This is a genomic window from Tenacibaculum aquaeponti, from assembly GCF_052084715.1.
In the GTDB taxonomy this organism is placed as follows: Bacteria; Bacteroidota; Bacteroidia; order Flavobacteriales; family Flavobacteriaceae; genus Polaribacter.
Genome location: NZ_CP197288.1, coordinates 3,117,632 through 3,140,472 on the forward strand (window position 1 = coordinate 3,117,632; position 22,841 = coordinate 3,140,472).

The 22,841-nt window shown below is 29.8% G+C and carries 19 protein-coding genes; 6 read left to right on the forward strand and 13 right to left on the reverse strand.

What is annotated here, in order from left to right; translation table 11 throughout:
* Positions 1 to 29: 29 nt before the first annotated feature.
* The 7 genes from ACSIGC_RS14125 to trkA form a co-directional block, all read right to left on the reverse strand.
* Complete coding sequence (locus tag ACSIGC_RS14125; RefSeq protein ID WP_299673837.1) at positions 30 to 197, reverse strand: hypothetical protein; 168 nt, start codon at positions 195 to 197, stop codon at positions 30 to 32.
* A 24-nt stretch (positions 198 to 221) separates the two neighbouring features.
* Positions 222 to 3,059: a lamin tail domain-containing protein gene (locus ACSIGC_RS14130; RefSeq protein ID WP_442265452.1), complete on the reverse strand. Its 2,838-nt coding sequence runs from the start codon at positions 3,057 to 3,059 to the stop codon at positions 222 to 224.
* Positions 3,060 to 3,208: 149 nt separating this feature from the next.
* On the reverse strand, positions 3,209 to 3,373 hold the full coding sequence (locus ACSIGC_RS14135) for a hypothetical protein (protein WP_442265453.1): 165 nt from the start codon (positions 3,371 to 3,373) through the stop codon (positions 3,209 to 3,211).
* A 24-nt stretch (positions 3,374 to 3,397) separates the two neighbouring features.
* Positions 3,398 to 7,345, reverse strand: coding sequence for a YDG domain-containing protein (locus tag ACSIGC_RS14140; protein WP_442265454.1), 3,948 nt, complete (start codon positions 7,343 to 7,345; stop codon positions 3,398 to 3,400).
* A 120-nt stretch (positions 7,346 to 7,465) separates the two neighbouring features.
* Positions 7,466 to 8,128, reverse strand: a complete 663-nt coding sequence (locus tag ACSIGC_RS14145) for a phage tail protein (RefSeq protein WP_442265455.1) — start codon at positions 8,126 to 8,128, stop codon at positions 7,466 to 7,468.
* 239 nt (positions 8,129 to 8,367) lie between these two features.
* On the reverse strand, positions 8,368 to 9,870 hold the full coding sequence (locus tag ACSIGC_RS14150; protein WP_442265456.1) for a TrkH family potassium uptake protein: 1,503 nt from the start codon (positions 9,868 to 9,870) through the stop codon (positions 8,368 to 8,370).
* Complete coding sequence (gene trkA, locus ACSIGC_RS14155; RefSeq protein ID WP_442265457.1) at positions 9,870 to 11,216, reverse strand: Trk system potassium transporter TrkA; 1,347 nt, start codon at positions 11,214 to 11,216, stop codon at positions 9,870 to 9,872. The genes ACSIGC_RS14150 and trkA overlap by 1 nt, the downstream gene beginning before the upstream one ends.
* A gap of 117 nt (positions 11,217 to 11,333) precedes the next feature.
* On the opposite strand from trkA, the gene radC reads away from it, so the two are divergent.
* The 3 genes from radC (at position 11,334) to ACSIGC_RS14170 (ending at position 14,297) form a co-directional block, all read left to right on the forward strand.
* A complete protein-coding gene (gene radC, locus ACSIGC_RS14160) occupies positions 11,334 to 12,020 on the forward strand; it encodes a RadC family protein (RefSeq protein WP_442265458.1) in 687 nt (228 codons plus the stop codon).
* A 139-nt stretch (positions 12,021 to 12,159) separates the two neighbouring features.
* On the forward strand, positions 12,160 to 13,395 hold the full coding sequence (locus ACSIGC_RS14165) for a polysaccharide deacetylase family protein (RefSeq protein WP_442265459.1): 1,236 nt from the start codon (positions 12,160 to 12,162) through the stop codon (positions 13,393 to 13,395).
* Positions 13,392 to 14,297, forward strand: coding sequence for a hypothetical protein (locus ACSIGC_RS14170; protein WP_442265460.1), 906 nt, complete (start codon positions 13,392 to 13,394; stop codon positions 14,295 to 14,297). Before ACSIGC_RS14165 ends, ACSIGC_RS14170 begins: the two co-directional genes overlap by 4 nt.
* Here the strand turns inward: ACSIGC_RS14170 and ACSIGC_RS14175 are convergent.
* The 6 genes from ACSIGC_RS14175 to ACSIGC_RS14200 all read right to left on the reverse strand — a co-directional run bounded on the left by ACSIGC_RS14175 (position 14,287) and on the right by ACSIGC_RS14200 (position 20,072).
* Positions 14,287 to 15,555 carry a hypothetical protein gene (locus ACSIGC_RS14175; protein ID WP_442265461.1) on the reverse strand — a complete coding sequence of 423 codons (1,269 nt, stop codon included), beginning with the start codon at positions 15,553 to 15,555 and terminating at the stop codon, positions 14,287 to 14,289. The genes ACSIGC_RS14170 and ACSIGC_RS14175 overlap by 11 nt on opposite strands.
* On the reverse strand, positions 15,552 to 16,670 hold the full coding sequence (locus tag ACSIGC_RS14180) for a glycosyltransferase (protein ID WP_442265462.1): 1,119 nt from the start codon (positions 16,668 to 16,670) through the stop codon (positions 15,552 to 15,554). The genes ACSIGC_RS14175 and ACSIGC_RS14180 overlap by 4 nt, the downstream gene beginning before the upstream one ends.
* A 79-nt stretch (positions 16,671 to 16,749) precedes the next feature.
* A complete protein-coding gene (locus tag ACSIGC_RS14185; RefSeq protein ID WP_442265463.1) occupies positions 16,750 to 17,631 on the reverse strand; it encodes a hypothetical protein in 882 nt (293 codons plus the stop codon).
* Between the two features lie 3 nt (positions 17,632 to 17,634).
* The gene (locus tag ACSIGC_RS14190; protein WP_442265464.1) at positions 17,635 to 18,207 is read right to left on the reverse strand and encodes a hypothetical protein; all 573 of its coding nucleotides are present in this window, start codon (positions 18,205 to 18,207) and stop codon (positions 17,635 to 17,637) included.
* A 10-nt stretch (positions 18,208 to 18,217) separates the two neighbouring features.
* Positions 18,218 to 18,862 carry an LA_2272 family surface repeat-containing protein gene (locus tag ACSIGC_RS14195; protein ID WP_442265465.1) on the reverse strand — a complete coding sequence of 215 codons (645 nt, stop codon included), beginning with the start codon at positions 18,860 to 18,862 and terminating at the stop codon, positions 18,218 to 18,220.
* A 115-nt stretch (positions 18,863 to 18,977) separates the two neighbouring features.
* On the reverse strand, positions 18,978 to 20,072 hold the full coding sequence (locus ACSIGC_RS14200) for a helix-turn-helix domain-containing protein (protein WP_442265466.1): 1,095 nt from the start codon (positions 20,070 to 20,072) through the stop codon (positions 18,978 to 18,980).
* Positions 20,073 to 20,156: 84 nt separating this feature from the next.
* On the opposite strand from ACSIGC_RS14200, the gene ACSIGC_RS14205 reads away from it, so the two are divergent.
* Genes ACSIGC_RS14205 through ACSIGC_RS14215 form a run of 3 tightly spaced genes read left to right on the forward strand, consistent with a single transcriptional unit; the run spans position 20,157 to position 22,799 of the window.
* A complete protein-coding gene (locus ACSIGC_RS14205) occupies positions 20,157 to 20,840 on the forward strand; it encodes a YjjG family noncanonical pyrimidine nucleotidase (RefSeq protein WP_442265467.1) in 684 nt (227 codons plus the stop codon).
* Positions 20,841 to 20,872: 32 nt separating this feature from the next.
* Positions 20,873 to 21,421, forward strand: a complete 549-nt coding sequence (locus tag ACSIGC_RS14210) for a hypothetical protein (RefSeq protein WP_442265468.1) — start codon at positions 20,873 to 20,875, stop codon at positions 21,419 to 21,421.
* Between the two features lie 4 nt (positions 21,422 to 21,425).
* Positions 21,426 to 22,799, forward strand: a complete 1,374-nt coding sequence (locus ACSIGC_RS14215; protein WP_442265469.1) for a DUF5723 family protein — start codon at positions 21,426 to 21,428, stop codon at positions 22,797 to 22,799.
* Positions 22,800 to 22,841: the final 42 nt, after the last annotated feature.

The following is a 22,841-nucleotide window of genomic DNA, read 5'->3' on the forward strand; positions in this document are numbered from 1 at the left end:
TGAGGTTTTTTATTTGTAATAATTTTATTTTAAAATCCAGTTCCTGGATCTTCAGGAGAAGCAGCTTGTGCTTTTTTTGGATTTAAAATTAAATAAGTTCCTAATGCTGTTAAAGCAGTGTACTTACCATAATTTCCTATTTTTTTAAGAGCCTCTTTTCGAGTGATCTCTTGCTTATTTTCTTTGTTGTTAGTCATGATTACTTCGTTTAGAGGATTAAATTATTCTAATATTATTTTCTTAGTTAGTTTACCTAAATCAGAAGAAAGTCTAACTATATAAACTCCTGAAGATAACTTTGGTAAGTTAATTTTACTTTTTCCATTAGAATTAATAATAGTATTGTTAATTTCTTTCCCTAAGATAGAAAATACTTTAACCGAAGCTTTACCTTGTAATCCTGTTACAGTAAGTTCTTGCGAAGCAGATTTATAAATACTAACATTATTGAAATTATTTGTAATTTCTTCATTACTTAACCTAGAAGAAGTAGCATGAATATAATATTGTCCTGTACCGTTAGACGCTTCTTTTAAAGTTACTTTGTGGTTATTTTCTGAAAGATTTACAAAAGTATTATTTACTCTATCTTCTAAATAAATATTTATACCAGAAAGTAAATTGTTTTCTTTGATTGAGAATATAATTTCTTCTCCAGCTTCAGCAGTTAAACCAACAGGAATAATCATTGTTTCATGATTGTTGTTTGGTAAAGTTTGAATAGCAAGCTTTCTTCCATCATTATTATTTAGTAATTCTGTAAATACTGCAAATTTTTGATTTACACCTTCGAATATTCTAGAGTCATAACCGTTATCAAAACCTTTGGTTTTTCCATCTATGTAAAATACTTTAGTTGAACCTTCAGTTTCACCATTATTCACAAATAACTCAAAAGAAGATTTTGGAGTTTGACGTAAAAAAGTATCAGTTGAGTTATGAGAAAGCATAGCTGGATTTAAAGCTACATTAGTGTTAATAGCTGCTCTAATAAAAAAAGCTTGAGTTGGAGCAATTTTTATAGACTCTGCCAAGTTTTTTGTTACATATTGTGTTCCATCCCATAACCAAATAGTTTGCTCTGCAAGTGCAGGTGTGTTGGTTATGTTGGTTAAAAAAGCATTAGAATCTAAATAGGCAGTGTATCTATTTCCAATTAAATTAAAATCAGTTCTGCTACCAGTAGTAATTGGAATTAAATCAGAGCCTGTATACATATTTCCTTTGAAAACCATTGGAGAGGTGTTTAACTTTACAGAAATTCCTGTACCGCTAGTTAATGCCCCTGTAGAGGAATTATTTTGATATTGCCATGGTGTGGTTGCGTTATTATTATCATATAAACCTATACCAATATTGGTGCTAGTACCTGTTGAAAAATCGTTATTACTAATTAAGTTATTAATAGTTTCATTATCAATAGGTGAAGCAACTAAGTGCCAGTTAGAAGTTACATTTCTGTTGTAAGTTATTTGTCCATTTACAAAAGAATTGAATAATAAAGATGTTCCAGATTCGAATGTAATACTGTTTACAAAAATAAAACTAGATGCAGTCGGATAATTAGTTAACCCAGCAGGTATAATAACATCAGAGCTACCAGAAGGAACAACTCCTCCTAACCAATTCGTAGCGGTATTCCAGTCATTGTTTGTAACTCCTGTCCACTTAATAGAAGAAGAAAAAGGTGTGTTATCTGTATTGTCTCTACCTGGAGAAAATAATACAGGGTTGCTAACAATATTTGAGTGTTGAATGAATGTTCCTACAAGGTCATCATTTCTGGCAATTGATTGATTATTTCCACCTTCACTGCCATAAGATTCGGAAATTATTGTGATTCCAGTATCATTTTTAATTATTATTGAATCTCCTCCGTTGTTTAACCCTAGTGTGCTACTGCTTGAAGTTTGAACTAAACCTGGTACTGTTACTGGTGTTCCTCCTCCAAATACAACAATAGATTCATTAGCCGGTATTATAGTATTAGATGGGAAAGTATGTCTGTCATTAACTGCGTCTGCGACAACCCACCCAGAAATATCTAAGTCACTACCGGAAATATTATAAATTTCAATAAACTCATCTTGAGAAGTATTTACAGTTCCATCACCATTTGCATCACCATTTGTAGCATCAGGATCTGCGTGTATTTCGTTTATCACTAAAGGTATGTCATCATCATTTATAGTTACAGTATGTTGAGATGTTATGATGTCTGCAGAACCACTACTAACAGTTAAGTTTAATATTACTGTTTCGTTGATAAAATCTGCATCATTATTTATGTCTAAGGAAATATTTTGAGTTCCGTTTCCAGTAAATGATAAAGAATTTGTGTTAAGTGTATAATCACCAGCTTGAGCACTACTAGAAGGGTCAACCGTAATTCCAACAGTAACGTCAGAAGAGTAGTTGTTAAACGTAACTGGGATTAACGTGTTTACAGTGCTGTTAGTTTCGTTAATATTACTAGTACTGTTATCGAAAGAGACTGAAGGATTAGTTGAGGCTTCAGTGATTCTAAAATTATCTACTCCTGCATAATCAGTTCCTCCATTTTGACTAGCAATAATTGTTACTCTAACATTATTAACAGTATCAGGTACAGAGGCTGTAAACTCAGTCCAAGTGTCAGTATTTTTATTTAAATCTGTTACTCCTTGAGAAACATCATCATGGAAAATTTCAACACTAATATTATCTGTTGAATCAAAGCCGTCTGTAATGTAATAAAAAGAGATGTTAACTCCAGTAGAAGATGATATGTCTACATTATCAAATGCTATGGTGTGATTAAAACTACCTCCACCATTAGTATTATCTAAATCTCTCATTCCCCAAAATATGCTGCCATCTTGTGGTCCGTTTACTGATCCTCCTAAAGAAGATACTAAAGCCCATACATCACCGGAAATATTGTAAGTAGCAGGGGTTATTGTGTAGTTCCAGTCATCAGATCCACTTTCGAAACTTTGGAACTTTACCGTAGTCTGACTATTAGATATCAGTGGTGTAATAAAAAGTATTAGATAAATAAAAAAGTAATTTTTTCTCATTTTTATAATTTTTAGGGCGTGCAAATTACTAAAAATCAGAACTTGAAGCTATTTGAATTGTTTTTTTTATTAAAAAATAACAATTTAGTAACGAGAAGAATGAAAAAACCTCAAGGTTGCCTTGAGGTTTTTAGGTGTTTTTTTATTCTTTAAAATCCACTTCCTGGTGGTTCAGGAGAAGCTGCTTGTGCTTTTTTAGGGTTTAAAATTAAATAAGTTCCTAGTGCAGTTAAAGCAGTATATTTTCCATAATGACCTATTTTCTTAAGAGCCTCTTTTCGAGTGATCTCTTTCTTATTATCTTTATTAATCATGATTACTTCGTTTAGAGGATTAAACTATTCTAAAATTATTTTTTTTGTAAGTTTACCTAAATCAGATGTTAGTTTAACTATATACACACCTGATGGTAATTCTGGTAAATTAATTTTGCTATTTCCGTTAGAATTAATAACAGTTTTATTCACTTCTTTACCTAGGATAGAGAATACTTTAATAGAAGCTTTACCTTGTAAACCGTTTATTGTAAGTTCTTGTGAAGCAGATTTATATATGTTAATGTTACTAAAGTTGTTTAAGATTTCTTCATTGCTTAATCTTTTAGCTGTCGTGTGAATGTAAAATCTACCAGTACTATTAGAAGAAGATTTTAAAGTTAAAGTATGATCTCCTTCAGTTAGGTTTACAATACTGTTATTTAGTTTGTCTTCTAAATAAATTTCGATTCCTGTTGGTAAGTTTTTACCATTAACAGAGAATGTGATTTGTTCATTAGCATTTGCAATAACACCAACAGGTACAATCATGGTGTCATAATTAGAGTTTGGTAATGTTTGAATAGCTAATTTTTTTCCTTGGTTGTTTTCTAATAATTCAGTAAATACACCAAAGTTTACGTTTACACCGCTAAACATTTTAGAGTCGTAACCATTGTCAAATCCTTTAGTTTTGTTGTCAACATAAAATACTTTAGTTGATTTTTTATCTGTAGCATTTTCTACAAATAATTCAAAAGAAGGATGAGAAATTTGTCTCATAAAAGTGTCTGAAGTTTGATGACTTTGATTTGTTGTTGAAAATGTTATATTTCCAGAGCCATTAGCTTCTACGAAGAAAGCTTGAGATGGAGCAAGTTCAATAGGACTTATAACATTATAAGTTACATATTGAGACCCATCCCATAACCAAACTGTTTCTTCACTTAATAATCCAGTGTTATCGGCTGTGAAATTACTAGAGTTAACAAAAGCAGTAAAAGGATTACCAATTAAATTAAAATTATTTCTGGTTCCTGTAGCAATAGGGAAACTAACATTTGAAGAGTTAATAGTACCTGTAATAGATACATTACCAGCTGTAGCTAATTTCATTGAAACCCCAGCTCCAGAAACTAATGGGCCAGTAGTTGATGTTGTTGCATAAGTCCATGGTGCTGCACCATTATTCGTATAAGCTCCAATACCAATATTACTTCCAGATCCGGAAGCAAATGTATGATTTGCTATAACATCTTGTTGTGTTTCACCTGAAACAGGTGAAGAAACTAAATACCAATTTGTTGTTGGTAAGTTTCTTGTGTATGTAGTGCTACCGGTTACTGAAGCATTTGCAATTAATGATGCTCCGGAAGCAATATTAATAGAGTTTACAGTTACTGCTGATGTTATAGTTGGGTAATTTGTTAAGCTATTAGGTATAGTTACTTCAGAGCTAGTTACTGGGATACTATTAGTATTCCAATTGGAAGCAGTGTTCCAGTCGTTATTTGTAGCTCCTGTCCAAGTAATTGAAGCAGTAGTGATGTCAGCAGATAAAGTAGGTTGAGTTAACGAATAATTTCCACTGTCTGTTCCCGAAATAGAATATCCAGATGTGTTAATTGTTATTCCAGTTCCTACATTTGAACTTGCAAAAGTGAATACAGGACTACCTCCTAAAGTAACGTCGTCACCAGTTTCAACACCTACTAAGGTTGCTGTTCCGGTAGCTGAAGCAATGGTAGTTCCATCAAAAACTTTATTATCACCAGTAAGTCCAGTTATAGTTAATTCCTTGGTAGTAATGTCAGCAGACAAGGTTGGTTGTGTTAATGTATAATTTCCACTATCAGTTCCAGAAATATTATATCCAGTAGTGTTGATTGTAATTCCTGTTCCTACATTTGAACTTGCAAAAGTGAATACAGGACTACCTCCAATATTTACAACATCAGGTCCTAAAATCCCCGCTAGTACTGCAGTTCCAGATGCGCTTGCAGCAGTAGAGTTGTCATATACTTTATTGTCACCAGTAAGTCCTACTACAGTTAGTTCTGCTTGATTAATATTTCCAGATAATGTTGGTTGTGTTAACGTATAATTTCCACTATCAGTTCCAGAAATAGTGTATCCAGTAGTGTTAATAGTGATAGCTGCTCCCGCATTTGCAGATGCAAAAGTAAATGTTGGACTACCACCTAAAGATACATCGTCACCAATTTCTACACCAACTAAAGTAGCAGTTCCAGATGCGCTTGCAGCAGTAGAGTCATCATATGTTTTATTGCCTCCTGTAAGTCCGGTAATAGTTAATTCTTTAGTTGTTATGTTTCCAGATAAAGTAGGTTGTGTTAAGGTATATTTACCACTATCAGTCCCAGAAATAGTATATCCGGTAGTATTAATTGTAATACCAGTTCCCACATTTACAGAAGCAAAAGTAAACGTTGGACTACCACCTAAAGACACATCATCACCAATTTCTACACCGACCAAAGTAGCAGTTCCAGATGCACTAGCAGCAGTAGAGTTATCATATTCTTTATTACCTCCTGTAAGACCTGTTATGGTTAATTGAATAGGAGCATTTACCAATATACTTGTAGTATTGCCGATACTGTTTAATGTTAAGTTAGCGTTTGTGCCAATTCCATTTTGTAAAGTACCTCCATTGGCTGATAAACTTCCAACTGTAATACCATCAGAATCAACATCACCAGATTGAACTGTATATCTGAATGCTAAATTTGAAGAACCAGATCCTCCAACATAATTAGCTTGACGAAGAGTAGAGCCAATTGTTAATGCTAATTGTGGAGTACCTCCTGTTGTGTTTACTATTATATTTTCATCAAAATTTATTGTAAAATCTAAGTTTTGACTTGCAATATATGTTCCGTTAAAAGGAACGTTTACACTTGTAGTGTTAGGAACTGTGCTAACACTAACTGTTCTTGTGTCATTAGCTGTACCAGCATTAGTGTCGTTAGCTGTAATAGTTATTGTTCTATTAGATGTTCCAGGGCTAGTTGAAGTCGTTCTGTATCGTAAAGATTGTAATACTTCTTGAACGTTAGTATTGGTAGCATCACTGTCGAAAGTAATAGTAAGAATAGTCCCGTTTGTTACTATTCCTCCACTAGTGCTTAAATCACCAATATCTGTTCCGTTGGCTAAGATATTTGTACCGCTAACTGTAATAGCAGTTCCGTCGCCATCAGTATCAGAAATACTAATTTCATCTGTAGCTTCAGCATTAGCTGTTATTTGAGCTGTTAAGGTACCACCATTCCAGTCTGCATCACCATCAGCATCATTAATTGTACCTAAAGCGTCTATTTGTGTAGCTGTATTTCCTTCTATGTAGCTCAAAATTGAGTTATCAATAGAAATTGTAGGATCTGTATTAGAAACAGCAGCAACAATTACCATTTCATCAACTGAAAAACCACCAACAATTGGTGATGCAGGTAAAATTACAATCTCATCTATATCAGCAAAAGAACCAGTAGTAGGATTGGTAAAATCAATATTGATTTCTGTATTATGTGCAGGAGAAGATAGAAGAATTGTACCAACAATACTATTATCTTTTTTTCCTTGAATAGTAAAATCTAATAAAGAAGGAGTAGATGAAAATTCATAAGCAAATTCCATTGCTGTAATACCAAATTCAGATCCGTCATTAGAACTCATTGTCCCAGATGTGAACGTCCCTAAAGAATCACCAGTCCAAACTAAAACGTGATCTCCAGCATCTCCAATGGCACTGGTACCACCTCCATTTCCAGTATTAGCGAAAGCGATGAAACGAGAGTTACTAGATACACCTGAAACATCAAAGTTATTTAATAAAGGATCGAAAGAAGAATCTACTGATGGATTTGTAGAATTAGATAAAACAGTTAAAGTCCCTCCAAATTCCATTGTACCTGGTGAGGGAGCTTGCGAAAATAAATTTTGAAAACCCAGTAATAGTGTAAAACAGAACAAAATTTGCATTGGCTGTTTTAGGTAGTTTTTTTTCATTTTTTAAGTTTTAGTTAGTGATCTAAATATAAGGAAAATGTTTGCTGATTACAAGAGGTTTATATTCGTGAAAAAAAACTCTAATATTTTAATACTAGAGTTTTTTTGTAAAAAATGTTGTTAGCTTCTTGAAGGATAAACACCTTGTAAGCATATAATATAACGTACAATTGTGTATGGTTGTCTATTTTCGTAAGGTTGAGAAGCTCCTGTGAAGCCTATTGTTACATTACCACCAGAAACTGTTTGTCCGTTTACAGTATTTGTAGGTGGTCCATAAGCTTTTACTTGAGTTGCACTTAATCCACTTCCGAATTGAGCTGAAGCAGGAACATCTCCAGCTTGAGGAGTACTTCTTTGAGCAGAATCTGTACTTAATAATATATTTCCACCGCCACCGCTTACACTTGCTGTGTGATTATGTTGAGGCATTTGTAATGTTGATAATGTAGGAGATTCAATACCTCCTCTTTGTCCTACTCTGTAGTTATAAGAAGACCCAGGGTGTAATCCAGCACTCATAGGTACCCTTCCTCGTAAATCAGGTAAAGCGAAAGTTGTTCTACCATCACCACCATACATAGTTCCCAATAATGAAAATAAAGCATTATTTGAAGAAATAGCTAATAGCTGACCGTCACAAAAAGCCCAGCCTCTAGGAGCGAAGTTTCCTGCGAACATTCTAATTTCTCCTAAATAAGCTTCTTGAGCTTCTGCTTTAATTGATCCAGAAAGAGAAAATACTATAAATAGTAACCCGATAATTTTTTTCGTTGAATTCATAATAGTTTTAGTTTTAGTTAGTAAAAATTTATATATGTTCTTATTTTAATCCAAAACAAATGTACCATCAAACGATGCTTAGAATTCTCTAAAAAGTATTGAGCGTGTAGTTTTTAGTAATAAGTGTAATTAAAATAGATATATATGTTTCCCATTGTAAATATATGTTTTTTTTAACACTAATTAATGTTAAAGGGTTTTTAATGAGGTTTTTGAAAAAAGAAAGGTGAAGTTATTTTCTAATTCTTTTTCCAGAAAAAAGGTGTGAATAAAATTAATACAGTGAAAAGCTCTAAGCGACCTATTAACATTAGAAAGGAGCAAAATAACTTTGCGCTAACCGATAGGTGTGAAAAATTATCTACTGGACTAACACTACCAATTGCTGGGCCAATATTACCTAAGGATGAAGCACAAGCACCAAGAGCAGATTTAATGTCTAATCCCATTAAAGCTAAAACAACAGCACCAACGATAAAAATTAGCATGTATAAAATGAAGAATGAAAGAATATTAAATACAATAGTTTGTTTTACAGCTTTTCCGTCATAACGAACAGGAATAATAGCGTTAGGATGTAGAGATTTTTTAAATTCTAAAAAGCTATTTTTAAGCATGATAATGTGACGTACAATTTTAACTCCGCCAGAAGTAGATCCAGCAGATCCCCCCACGAAAAATAAAGCAAAGAAAATACCAGTTACAAAGTGACTCCACATAGTAAAATCGGCAGATACAAAACCTGTAGTAGTAACTACAGAAATCACAGAAAATAAGGAATGACGAAAAGAACTTTCAACTTTGCCTAAAACCATAGGGTGTTCTATAGTAGTTTTTAAAGAATCATCTTGGAAGAAAACAATAGAGAGTGTAACTAAAATAGTTACTAAGAAAATTCCTAATCCATAATATTTAAACTCTTCACTTTGTATTACTTTTCTTAGTTTACCTTTTAAAGCAAAATAAGTTAATACAAAATTTGTTCCAGCAACAAACATGAAAAAAATAATAATATATTGTATTAAAGGCATACCGTTCCAATGCGCTACGCTGGCATTTTTAGTAGAGAATCCTCCAGTACTAACAGTGGCCATAGCATGATTTATTGCGTCATACCAAGTCATTCCTGCAACTTTTAATAAAAGAAACTCAACAATAGTTAACCCTACATAAATTAACCAAAGCCGTTTAGCAGTGTCAGTAATTCTAGGATGTAATTTATCAGCAGAAGGTCCTGGAGCTTCTGCTAAAAATAACTGCATTCCTCCAATTCCTAATAATGGTAAAATAGCAATTGTAAGTACAATTATTCCCATTCCGCCAATCCAATGTGTGGCACTTCGCCAAAAAAGTATTCCTTTAGGCATACTTTCAATATCTGTTAAAATAGAAGAACCAGTAGTGGAATATCCTGAAATAGTTTCAAAAAGTGCATTTGGAATAGAAGGTATACTTCCAGTTAATAAATAGGGTAACATTCCTGTTAATGTTAAAATTACCCACCCTAAAGTAACTATAAGATATCCTTCTTTTTTTAAGAGGTTTTTATTTGTTGGTTTGTTAAAAAAAAATAAAAGCAGTCCTATAGAGATAGTAATTATACCAGAGTTTAAAATTCCTAAGAGAACATCAGTTTCTTTATAATACAAACTAAAAGGGATAGCAAGCCACATAAAAAAACCATTAAGAATTGCAGTAATTCCTAAAAAACGAAAGATTAATTTAAGATTTAAATTTTCCATTAGTTGAATAAATCTTCTACTGTTGAAATAGCTTCAGGAAGACAGAATACGATTACATAATCTCCTGCAAGAATTTGCATATCACCAAATGACATTAATGCTTTTCCGTTTCTAATAATTCCTCCAAATACAGCTTCTCTAGGAAAACGAAGCTCTCTAATAGGTTTTTCAGTTACTTTAGCACCATGCTGTACTTCAAATTCAAAAACTTCAGCATCAATATTGTGTAAGTTTGCAAGTGCTAAAATTTCACCTTTGCGAATATGCCTAAAAATATTACTTGCAGCAATAAGTTTTTTGTTAATAAGTGTGTCGATACCGATAGTTTGAGAAATATTGATATAATCCATATTCTCTACTAAAGCTACTGTTTTTTTTACGCCTTTAGATTTAGCTACTAAACAAGACATGATGTTCGTTTCAGAATCACCAGTTACAGCGATAAAAGCGTCCATGTCTCTAATGTTTTCTTCTTCAAGCAGTTCTAATTCTCTACCATCTCCATTAATAACTAAAGTAGTTCTTAAATCTTCAGCAAGAGTTAATGCTTTATCTCTATTTTTTTCAATAAGTTTTACTTTGAAATTATCTTTACAAAGATTTCTGGCAGTTTTTTTACCGATACTACTTCCACCAAGTATCATTACATTTTTTATATCTAAATGTTCTTTTCCGATAATTGGATATAATTTTTCAATACTATAATTTGGAACAGAGAAATAAACTTGATCGTTCATTTTATACTCAGTATCTCCTCTAGGGATAATTGTTTGAGCAATTCCTTCTCTTTTTATAGCGATGGTAATAAAATCTACCATGTTAAATTTGTCCTTAGCTTCTTTAACAGAAAGATTTACAATAGGTGATTTATAACCTAAAGTAGTTCCCATTACGTTAAATAAACCATTTTCAAAGGCTACAGTATCATTAAAAGAAGATTGATGTAATAATAATTTGATCTCTTCAGCAGCTAATTCTTCAGGAGAAATCATAAAATCAACACCAAAATCTTTAAAGTCTATTGCTTCACTACTTAAAAATTCAGGGTTTTTTATTCTAGCAATTGTTTTGTTCACTCCTAAAGCCTTTCCAATTACAGCAATCGTAAAATTTGTATTTTGATTTTCTGTAACAGCTAAAAGTAAATCGGCATTTCCAATTCCTATTTCTTTTAAAAGTTTTATTGAAGTAGCATCTCCTTTTTTAGTAATAACGTCCAAGTGATTATTAATATAATTCAGCTTATCGCCATCTAAATCGACAATATAAGTGTCTTGAGATTCGTATGATAGGAGTTTAGCCAGATGAAATCCAACATCACCAGCTCCGGCTATTATAATTTTCATATTAAAAATTAACGAATAGGGTACAAAGATACATTTTTGAAATGAAAAGATTTAGCAAAAAATGAGATTAAATTTAGCTACACTATGTTTTAATTATATTTGTGAAAAAGAAAAGAAATGAAAAAGTTAAGTATAAAATCTTGGGCTATAGATGATAGGCCAAGAGAAAAATTGTTGAATCATGGAAAAACTATTGTAACTAATGCCGAGTTAATTGCGATTCTCATAGGTTCGGGAAATCGTACAGAAAGTGCTGTAGAATTATCGAAACGAATTTTATCTTCTGTAAATAATAATCTAAATGATTTAGCGAAACTCTCAATTCAAGAGTTGATGAGGTTTAAAGGAATTGGAGAAGCAAAAGCTATAAGTATTATTACAGCCTTAGAATTAGGTAAACGACGTCATTTTGAAGAAGGTAAAGATGTGTTTAAAATAAAATCCTCTAATAATGTTTTTAATTTAATGCAATCTATTGTAGGTGATTTACCACATGAAGAATTTTGGGTTGTGTATTTAAATAACTCGAATACAGTGTTAGATAAATATCAAATTAGTAAAGGAGGATTGGTAAGTGCTTTAGTAGATATTCGATTAATTTATAAAAAAGCGTTAGAACTAGCAGCTGTAGGAATTATTTTAATTCATAATCATCCATCTGGAAAATTATCTCCGAGTACCTCAGATATCCAACTTACAGAGAAAATAAAAAAAGCTGGAGTTGCATTAGATATAAAAGTTCTCGATCATTTAATTATAACTGAAAAAGATTACTTTAGCTTTGCAGATGAAGGAATGCTGTAATCAGTAAATTATTATTAACTTATTAAGGAGTAAAGTTTACTGATTATCGATAATTGAACATAGAAACTTGATACTAGTTTATACACATAAAGTTACTCCACGAGTACGCTATATATTTAAACATATTTTTACGCGTATTTTGCAGATAGATATCGATTTTACTTCTAAAGTAGAAGATTTCGTGGCTTTTGCTGGACCAAAAATTTCATACACGAAAGTACCTTTAGGGAATGAGTTTTTTATAAAAAGTACCAGTCTTTTATTTGAACAAGGTGTTAGTGATGTTGAAATTGATGTGTCTAAATGGGAAGATGTGCCATGTTTCTTTTTTCAGGGTCAGAAATCAACAATACCATTCGATATTTTTTCGGCAAGTTTTTTTCTCATTACAAGATATGAAGAGTATTTGCCGCATATTAAAGATAAATATGATCGATTTCCTGCAAATCAAAGTTTAGCTTTTCAGAATGGTTTTTTAGAAAAACCGGTTATCGATATTTGGGCTTATAAACTTTTAACCAAGTTAAAAGAACGATTTCCAGATTACGAATATAAAGAAAGAGAGTATCAATTCATTTCTACTATCGATGTTGATCATGCCTATGCTTACAAATACAAAAGTTCAATTCGTGCCATAGGAGGTTTTATAAAAGATGTTTATAAACTGAATTTTTTACACGCTATCGATCGCATTGCTGTTAGGTTCAATTTAAGAAAAGATCCATATAATACTTTCGAGCAAATTATTTCACTAAAGAAAAAATACAATGTTAGAACAATTTTCTTTTTTCTAATAGGAGATTATTCTACATACGATACTAATATTTCTGCATCAAAAAATAAATTTCGTCTATTAATTAAAGACATGGTAGATTATGCTAGGGTTGGATTGCATCCTTCTTTTTATACCATGAACAATTTTGAAAAGTTAAAAACTGAAAAAGAGCGTTTAGAAGGAATTACTAATATGCCAATTTTTAGGTCGAGACAACATTATTTACGATTTGCTTTACCAGATACATTTCAAAAATTAATCGATTTAGAAATTCATGAAGATTATTCTATGGGATATGCAAGTCATGTCGGATTTCGTGCAAGTACATGTACTCCTTTTTATTTTTATGATTTAGATTTTGAAATCCAAACACCATTACGAGTATTTCCTTTTGCATTAATGGATACAACCTTAAATGATTATATGAAGCTTACACCTAAGCAATCTCTGGGGAAAATAAATGATTTAAATAAGCAAGTTAAAAAAGTAAATGGAACTTTTATTACATTATTTCATAATGAAAGTTTAAGTGGTTATATGCGTTGGAAAGGCTGGGGAAGAGTTTATGAATCGATGTTAAAAATTATCGCGAATTCATGATCAAATTGATATCTAGAAAAAATCTAGAAGTAGATAAGTATAATGATTGTATTGAAAACTCTATACAGTCAAATGTTTTTGGTTTTTCATGGTATTTAGATAAGGTTGCTGAAAAATGGAGTGTTTTAGTATTAAATGACTATGAAGCTGTAATGCCAATTCCTTGGCGAAGAAAATTATTTATTAAATATGTTTATCAACCTTTTTGGACTATTCAATTAGGAATTTTTTCTAAAGAGATTGAAGATGAAAATGAATTTTTAATTGAGTTATTTTCTGAGTTTAAATATGTGAGTATTCGTATGAATATGCAAAACTCGTTAAATATGTTTCAAGATTATGGACTTCAAAAAGAATTGCAAGTAATTCCTTTTACAAAAGAGTATTCTAAAATTTTTAAGGACTATAATAGAAATAGGAAAAGAGAATTAAAGAAAGCTAAGCAAGCAGATTTAATTGAAAAATGGGATGATTCACCAAAAGTATTAATAGAGCTTTTCCAGTCGAATGTAGGAAAGAGAGTTCAGAAAATTAAAGATCAAGATTATTTGAAACTTTATAAGTTGATGAATGTTTGTATTCAAAATAAAGTAGGAGAATTACTAACAATTTACGATAAAAACAATCAATTAATTTCAGGTGCTTTTTTCTTAAAACATAAAGGAAGAGTAACAGAATTGGTTTGCTCTTCAGATTTTAAAAATAGAAATAATGGCGCTAATACTTTTATGAATGATAGAGCAATATTTAAATATGAACGTAATTTTGATTTGTTCGATTTTGGTGGTTCATCAATGAAAAATATCGCAAAATATTATCATAGTTTTGGCGCAAAAGATGAACATTACTACCAATTACATTACAATAAATTGCCTTTTTTATTACGCTTATTTAAGAAATAGAATTCTTTTTTCTGTAGTATAATAAGAAGAAGATTAAAGAAACAATTCCTGTAAACCATTGCAAACTAGCTGAAGTTATTGCAGCGCCTTTAATTCCGTATTCGGGAATTAGTTTTTGGTTACTTACATAGTTAATAATTAAAGCTGTTAAAGTAATGTAGAAATTAATGTGTACTAGTCCTAAAGAAGAAAGTAGATTACCAAAAAGACCTCTTAAGATTAAGATTCCACATATTCCTAAATTTAGGATGAAAAAACTTTCTTTATAATCAACGAAAGATGCATCTAATATGTTTAAGAAAAAATCATCAAAAGCATAAAAAAAAGAAACGTAAATTATACTAATAACTAAGAATAATTTACAGTAATTTATACAATAGTTTTTTATAAAATTAATATCGTTAATTTTTTCTGTAAGCGTTACAAAGTCAGTTGTAATAAATACTCTTGGTAAGAATAAAATACTAAATGGTAATAATGAGATATATCTGTATACTGTAACTTTTTCAGGTTCTTGCAAAATGTTTCCTATTAAAAGAATATCGATAGCAAAGAGTAATATAGTGGCTACATTTGAAAGTCCGCCAAATACACCATATTTCCAAAAATTGATATCAATAATATTTAATTTAGGACGTGTTAATAATTGTAAAACTCCTTTAAATTCCTTGAAATAAAACGCAACACAAATCGTGGGAGATAATAATAATGCTATTATGTAACCAATTTCTTGAAATGTAAAACTTAAAATAGTAACAAGAGTTACCATGATAAGAGAATAAGAAATATCTATAAAAGCGTGTTTTTTGTTCTTGTGGAATAATCGAGTTTTTATTTTTAAGATTTCAAACAAGAAAAAAGGAACAAATATTAATGAGAAAATAGCTAAATATCTTCCTGAGTTATCTATTGAAAAATGAAAGCTAAATCCAAAAAGAGCAACAAAAAAACTCATGATTAGTGATATAAAAACACCTCTTTTTAAAACATAAAATAGCAATTGCTCTTTATCTTTTTTCGATTTTAATAAAGCTCCGTATCGAATGTAACTTTGGTGCAAACCCAGCCCAACTAACGGAAGTATAAATGTTATAATATTCCAAGCGTAAAGAACTTCTCCTAAAGTTTTTTTAGAAATTAATTGTAAAGCGATCCAAGAGGTAACAAAAGATAATCCTCTAGCTATTATTGTTGCGCTTAAAACAAAACCTCCAGACCGGTTAAAAAAATCTTTTATGTAATTTATAAATTTATTCAAGATATACAGGTTTTGTAAAGTTCAGAAAAGCGTTTGCCAATCGTTTCGTAGCTAAAGTTTTGTTTCGTATAGTTGTGTAAAACAGTACTGTTAATTTTTTCTTTGTTATGATAAATGTCAACTAATGCTTTAACAAGTTGATCTTCATTTTTCGAATCAATTAAAATTCCATAATCTTTCGGGAAAAATTCAGAAATACCTCCAACATTAGTGCTAATTACAGGTGTTCCACAAGCAAAACTTTCTAAGATAACACAAGGTTGATTTTCATAATTGCTAAAAAGCACAAAAACATCAGCCTGTTGCATTTGTCTTTTAACTTCTTTATGTGATATATGATCTATGAATTTAATTTGATTGGTAATTTTTAATTTATCTGAAATGAATTGATATTTTTTAGAGTTTTCTCCAACCAAAATAAGTTCAAATGGAATGTTTTGTTGTTCAAAATTTTTAATAGCTCGAATAATTCCTGAAACATTTTTATGAGAATCTACCATATTAGAAATATGGAGTATGGTGAATTTTTTGTTAGATTTTACATTAGGTTGAAAAATATTGGTGTTTACTACATTTGGAATGATAGTATAATTCCCTTTCAATCCTAATTCTTCCATAGATAATTGAAGATCTTTGGAAACCGGACAAATATATTGAGCTTGTTTAGCAATTAATTTAGAAAGTTTTAATGCCGTATGAGAAATTTTTTCAGATAAAGGTTTATGATAACCTGTCCAATGTTCAGAAATGATAAAATTCTTCTTTTTAAACCATTTCAAATACAGAGCTAATATTCCAAAGGGAAATAATTCATTTAAATGCACACTATCAAAATGATCAATCTTTTGTAGCAATAATTTAAAGGCTCGATAAAAATGAAATGCCTTTAAAACTTTATTTTTTGAAGGCTTTATATATGCTATATGAACATTTTCATTACTAACAATTTCTATACTCTTTTTACAGTTTGAATCTGTTATAATATGAATTACAGAAACGTTGTGATATAATTGAACAGCTTCTGCATGTCTCTCAATAAAATCACCATTATTGGGTAATACCCGAGACGGATACCAACCACAAAGAAAAAGAATATGTTGTTTTTTAGAGTCCAAAATATGGGCTCTAAAATACTAATAAAGGCGTTGTTTACACAACGCCTTTAAAAGAGTTTTTCAATTTGCAATTTTCCCGCTATTTAATTTTCATTACTTCTTCTAAAAAAGAAGGTAAGCCACTGGATCCAGTAGGATCACTCTCCCAATGACTAAGTACACAACTCATATAATTATCTCTTACTTTACAGGCAACATAGTATACAATTAATTTTTTTCCACCAGATAAACCTAAAAAAAGAGAAGTGCCTCCAGTAAACTCATATGTCATTTTTGTTGCTTTTGTAGAAGTTCCTTCAAATTCAATCGCAATTTCTTCTTCAGAAATGACTTTCATTTTTTTAGATTTTGTAATTGTTAATTGAAAATCAATGGCTTTTTTAGCACTTTCTATTTCTTTATGAATAGACCAATTCATTTGTCCTCTACCAGGACATTGAATACTGTTAATATCTCTCCAATCACATTTTTTCCCAAGTTTTATCTGTCTGCCTCCAAAATCAACAATTCTTAATTCAGGTCTAGCAAATCTGTCTTGCGGAATTTTATTTTCCAAAGCTAGAGGTATGAATTCTTGTTCTAGTTTAGTGTCTCTTAAATGAGCGCTAAAAAATATGACCGAAATTTGCTTCTTTTTATTTTCTACAAAATAGATTGAGTTTTTCTGAGTCAGTTTTTCATTAATTTTTTGTTCAGAAGTAATTAAAAAATGATTGTATTTAATAATAGCATCTGTTTTTCTAATTTCCTTTTTTCTAATTCGGTATTTTCTGTACACTTTTTTTAAGCCTTTTTGATTAAAGGAATACGGAAAATCTTGTCGAGTAATTCTAATACCATCAATATTGTAAAAAACAAGGCCTCCATTTTCAATAGCTTGAAGTCTGTCAAAAGATATTTTATTTTGGCTATTTATTCCATATAAAATGAAATAGATAATAAAGTATAATTTTAATTTCATTTTTTAGATGTTGAATTGAACGAAGACTCCCATTTTTCTAATAATTTCAATATTATTAATGTTAAAGCCTAATTGAATACCTAAAGAAAATAAAGGTCCGGTTTGAAGACGTAATTTCCCATGAAAAGGAAATCCTATACCGCTACCATAAAGAGATTCAGAATATTTTATGTCATAATAATTTCCTTGAACATGTCCTAATCCAGCAAAAACATCTAAAAATACTATCTCTGTTATTTCAAATTCTCTACCATATAAAACATTAAATTCAGTAAATGATTTCTTCCGATGAGAAGAATCAAACAAGATGTCTAAAAAATCAACTTCCCATATACGGGTTAATTCTAGTTTTATTGCATTTTTATCAAGGTTGAAACTAATATCAGCTCCAAATGCGAGTCCGCTAAACTTTTCTGAAGTATTTACAGAAGTAATAATAGAAACACTCCCTGTTTTTTCTGTAAGTTGAGGTATTTCATTTTCTATTTTTTTTTGATCTAGTTTATTATTGATATTTTGACTATTCACATTAATTGTTATCAATGTAAAAAGTAAGAAGGTTATAATATTTTTCATTTTTAAAATTTTAAAAGTTCCAATTAATTAAAGCTGAGTTTCTTTTTTGATTTTTATTCCATAATCCGATTTGTAAGCCTTTTAAATCACTACATTCATTAACTATTCCTATTTGAATTCCTCTACATTTAGAGCTTTTGTTTCTCAAAACTCCGATTCCAAGACCGTTTATTTTATAATGATTATTAACTAATCCAATAGATAATCCGTTAGAAAAGGAACCGAAATTACCCGAAAGATTTACCTCTAGTCCATTAACTTTTGTTCTTTCAGAATTAAACAAACTCAAGTCAATTCCGTTAACAATATTGAATTGAGTAATATCATTTGGTATGCTATCATAATCTTCATCACTTATTTCATAAGCGTGTATAGCCATTAGAAAAGGCATAAAAATTGTAAATGGATCTACTCCTAATCGAATCCCATTTACATCGCAATCTGTATCAGCAGAATCAAACATCGTTTCAGAATATTTAATACCTATTCCGTTTATTAAATAAATATCCGAAGGAATAAAACCTATGTTAGCAGAATCATTTTTTAAAGAAAATAAGTTGATGTTTTGTGCATAAACATGTGCTTTAAAAAATGAAATGAAAAAAATGGTAAAACATAAATTTTTCAGAACTGAAAATTTTGAAGAATTCTTCATAATAAAAAGATTTAAAAAGTTTCTTCAAAAGTATTTTTAGCTCGTGTTTTCTTAGTCCAACATTAAGGTTTATGCTAGAAATAGGACAAGTTTGATGATTTTTGGATACTCAGTTTTAGGAGTTTTGATCTCTAAAACTTGAAGGAGTAATACCAGTATGCTTTTTAAAAGCATTGTAAAAAGTAGACTTAGAATTAAAGCCAGATTCTAAAGCTATAGAAGTAATTGTGTAATTATTATATTCTGGATCGATTAATAATTTTTTAGAAAAATCTACTCTGTAGGTGTTAATTAAATAGTTGAAATTTTGAGAAGTTTCTTCATTAATAACTTTCGATAATTGACTACTACTTATTTGTAATTCGTTAGCCAAAGTTTCTAAACTAAGAAGATTGTCTAAAAAGCGTCTATTATCTTTTATATAAGTAGTAATTTTTATAAATTTCTTAGATAAGTTTTCTTTTTCTTCTTTAGGCTTCGCAACAATTTTTTCCCGTATAGATTTTCTTTCGTTTACTTGTTTTAATACGAAAACCAATTCATATCCTAACCAGTAAATAAGAACAGTGGTCATTATTCTTAAAGGGTAATAGAAAACAATAAAATTATCAAAGTTTAAATAAAATTTTATACTTAAGGCTGTAATCCATAAAATGTAAGTTATACCAGCTAAATAAATAAAAGTATTCAGCCATTTTAAATTATCAAAACTTAATATCTCCTTAAATAAGTGAGACTTATTTTTTAAAATATTATAACAATAAAAAAATAAAGTAAGAGAAATTAATAAGCTTATTGCCTCTTCTACAGCAGTGTATTTTTCATAGAATAATAGATAATTGCCATCATTACTAATATCATTTACAAAAGATAAATTCACTACTTGTAAAATAATGCTGATAAAGAAAATAGGAATTACAATCTTTAAAACATTAAAAAAGTTTTCCTTAATATGTAAGTAATGAATTAAAAATGTGTAAAAAAGTGGAGCAACTAAAAAATGCCAAGGAATTTGAATATATTTTAAAACAAAGAAGTCTTTAATTAAGAACCACGATTGTAAATTATTTAAAGCAATAACTAAAATCATCAAGTTTATAAATAATATTCCTTTATTTTTAATATTCTTCTTGATTAAGAAAAAATTGAAAGCAAAACCGTGAATAGCGCTAATAATTAAAAATAAATTAAAAAATTCTGATAATTGCAATTGTACTTTTTTTAGGAGTACCAAGATATATTTTTTTAACAATTAAATTAAATCTTAGCTGAATTATATCCTTACTTTTGGTTTATGACAGAGATTGAACATATTTTTTTTGATTTAGATCACACTTTATGGGATTTTGAAAAGAATTCGGCATTAACATTTCAACAAATTTTTAAAGAACAAGAGATAACACTTGATTTTGATAAGTTTTTAGAAGTTTATATTCCGTTAAATCTTAAATATTGGAGATTATTTAGAGAAGATAAAATTTCTAAAGAAGAACTTCGATATCGAAGATTACACGATGTTTTTGAAAAACTAAATTATTCAGTAACAGATGAATTAATTCATAAAATATCAGAAGATTATATTAAGTATCTTTCTGATTATAATTTCTTAATCGAAGGAGCATTAGAAATATTAGAATATTTAAAGCTAAAATATCAACTTCATATTATTACAAATGGTTTTAAAGAAGTTCAACATAAAAAAATAATTAAATCAGGAATTAGGGATTTTTTCAACTTAGTAGTAACATCTGAAAGTGTAGGATTAAAGAAACCAAATCCGAAAATATTTGATTTTGCGTTACAAGAGGTTAACGCAGAGCCAGAAAAATGTGTAATGATAGGTGATAGTTTAGAAGCTGATGTAAAAGGAGCTATAGATATGAAAATGCAAGCTATTTTTTACAATCCTAACAAGGAAATAGGAATTCCTAATGTTCAAAGTATTTCTTCTTTGTTAGAAATTAAACAATTTCTCTAGAGATTTTACGTTCAGAATTAAAAATAAATAGAATGAAGTTATTTTTTAAAATTATCTTATGCAGTATTTTGTTGATGATGAATTCTTGTGTTGAAGATATTAATTTTAACCAAGCAGAAGATTTAGAAATTACCCCAGCAGTTTTAGCATCTTTGGTAAATGCTACAATTACTCAAAATGATTTAGTTGTTGGTGGTTTAGAAGTAAGTGCTCCGATTGAACAAACTTCTCTTTTCACTATTTTTAATAATCAACAGTCAAATGATAATTTAGAACGTGTTGTTTTGCAATTTGCAATAAATAATCAATTTAATAGAGGTTTTAGAATAGACTTCTTTTTTTTAGATAATGCAGATAATTCAACATACGACCCAATAACTTTAAATATAGCTCCAAATCAATCAGATTTTACACAAGAAGAAGAAATTCTTTTAACTAACGAACCAACTTTTACTAATACGAGAAAAGTTAGAGTAAGAGTAGAATTATTACCAAGTACCGATGGTTCAATAATTGATGCTAATGTACCAGCTTCATTAAATTTTAGGTCAGCAGGAACCTTATATTTTAGAGTAAATTAAATTTATGAATAAAATCTTTTTATTTTTCTTCTTTGTATATACAAGCTTAAGTTTTAGTCAAAATAAACAAGTTTTATATGGTTTTGATAAAATTCCGCAAGGATTATTATTAAACCCTGGGGCAGAAACAGATTATAAATATCATGTAGGAGTTCCTGTATTATCAGGAATTTCAATGAGTGTAAATACATCAGGCTTTACCGTTGCTGATTTATTTAGAGATGATAATATCGATTTTACCACCAAATTCAATAATGTAGTTAATAATTTAGGTAGTAACGACTATGCTTACATTAATTCTCAGATAGAAGTAATTAATGCAGGGTATCAATTAAATAAAAAAGATTATATAAGTGTAGGTTATTATACAGAAGTAGATGCTTTTTTAAAAATACCTAAAGAGTTTTTAGAGTTAATAAAAGATGGAAATGCCCCTTTTATAAATAGAAGTTTTTTGTTCTCTGATTTAGCTACAAAAGCAGATGTATTAGGAGTTATTCATGCAGGGATTACTAGAAAACTTAATGATAAGTTCATAGCAGGTGCCAGATTAAAGATTTATTCAGGAGCTATAAATATTACATCTACAGGTAATAGAGGGAGTTTTACTACTCGTTTAGGAACTTCTAGTTTGTATGAACATGCATTAAATAATGTAAATATTAATGGTTATAGCTCTGGGTTATATAATGAAAATGATGAATTTGATCTTCAAGCTGAAGATATTACAGGAAATATTTTTTTAGGAAGTAACTTAGGTTTAGGATTCGATTTAGGTTTCACTTATGTGGTAGATGATCAAACCGAACTATCGGCAAGTTTATTAGATATTGGTTTTATAAGTTATTCGAATAAAGTTAGAAATGGAAATGTTACAGGAGATTATATATTTAGTGGAATTGATTTTAGGTTTGATAATACAAATCCAGATTATTGGCAAGATTTAAATGATCAAATAAATGATAGAATTCCAAGAAGTGAAAATGCAGAATCCTATTCTGTAATGAGACCTTTAAAATTAAATTTAGCCGGTAAATATAGTTTTGGTAAATCAAGACGAGAAGAAAGTTGTTCCGATATGTCATTTAACGATTACTATAATAATACAGTTGGAGGACAAATCTTTTCTGTTCTGACACCAATAGGACCAAAATTTGCTTTAACTGGTTTTTTTGAAAGAAAAATATCTAATAGATTTAATACTAAAATTACATATACAGTTGATGATTTTTCAAACTCAAATATTGGTTTAGGAATATCAGCGAATGTATGGAAACTTAATATTTATACAGCAGTAGATAATGTATTTCAACTTTCAGATGTAGCAGCAGCGAATAGTGCATCTTTCCAGTTTGGAATTAATTTTGTTTCTAGATAAACAATATTGTAATAGCTTTAAAAGCTTTTTTACTATCTTGTC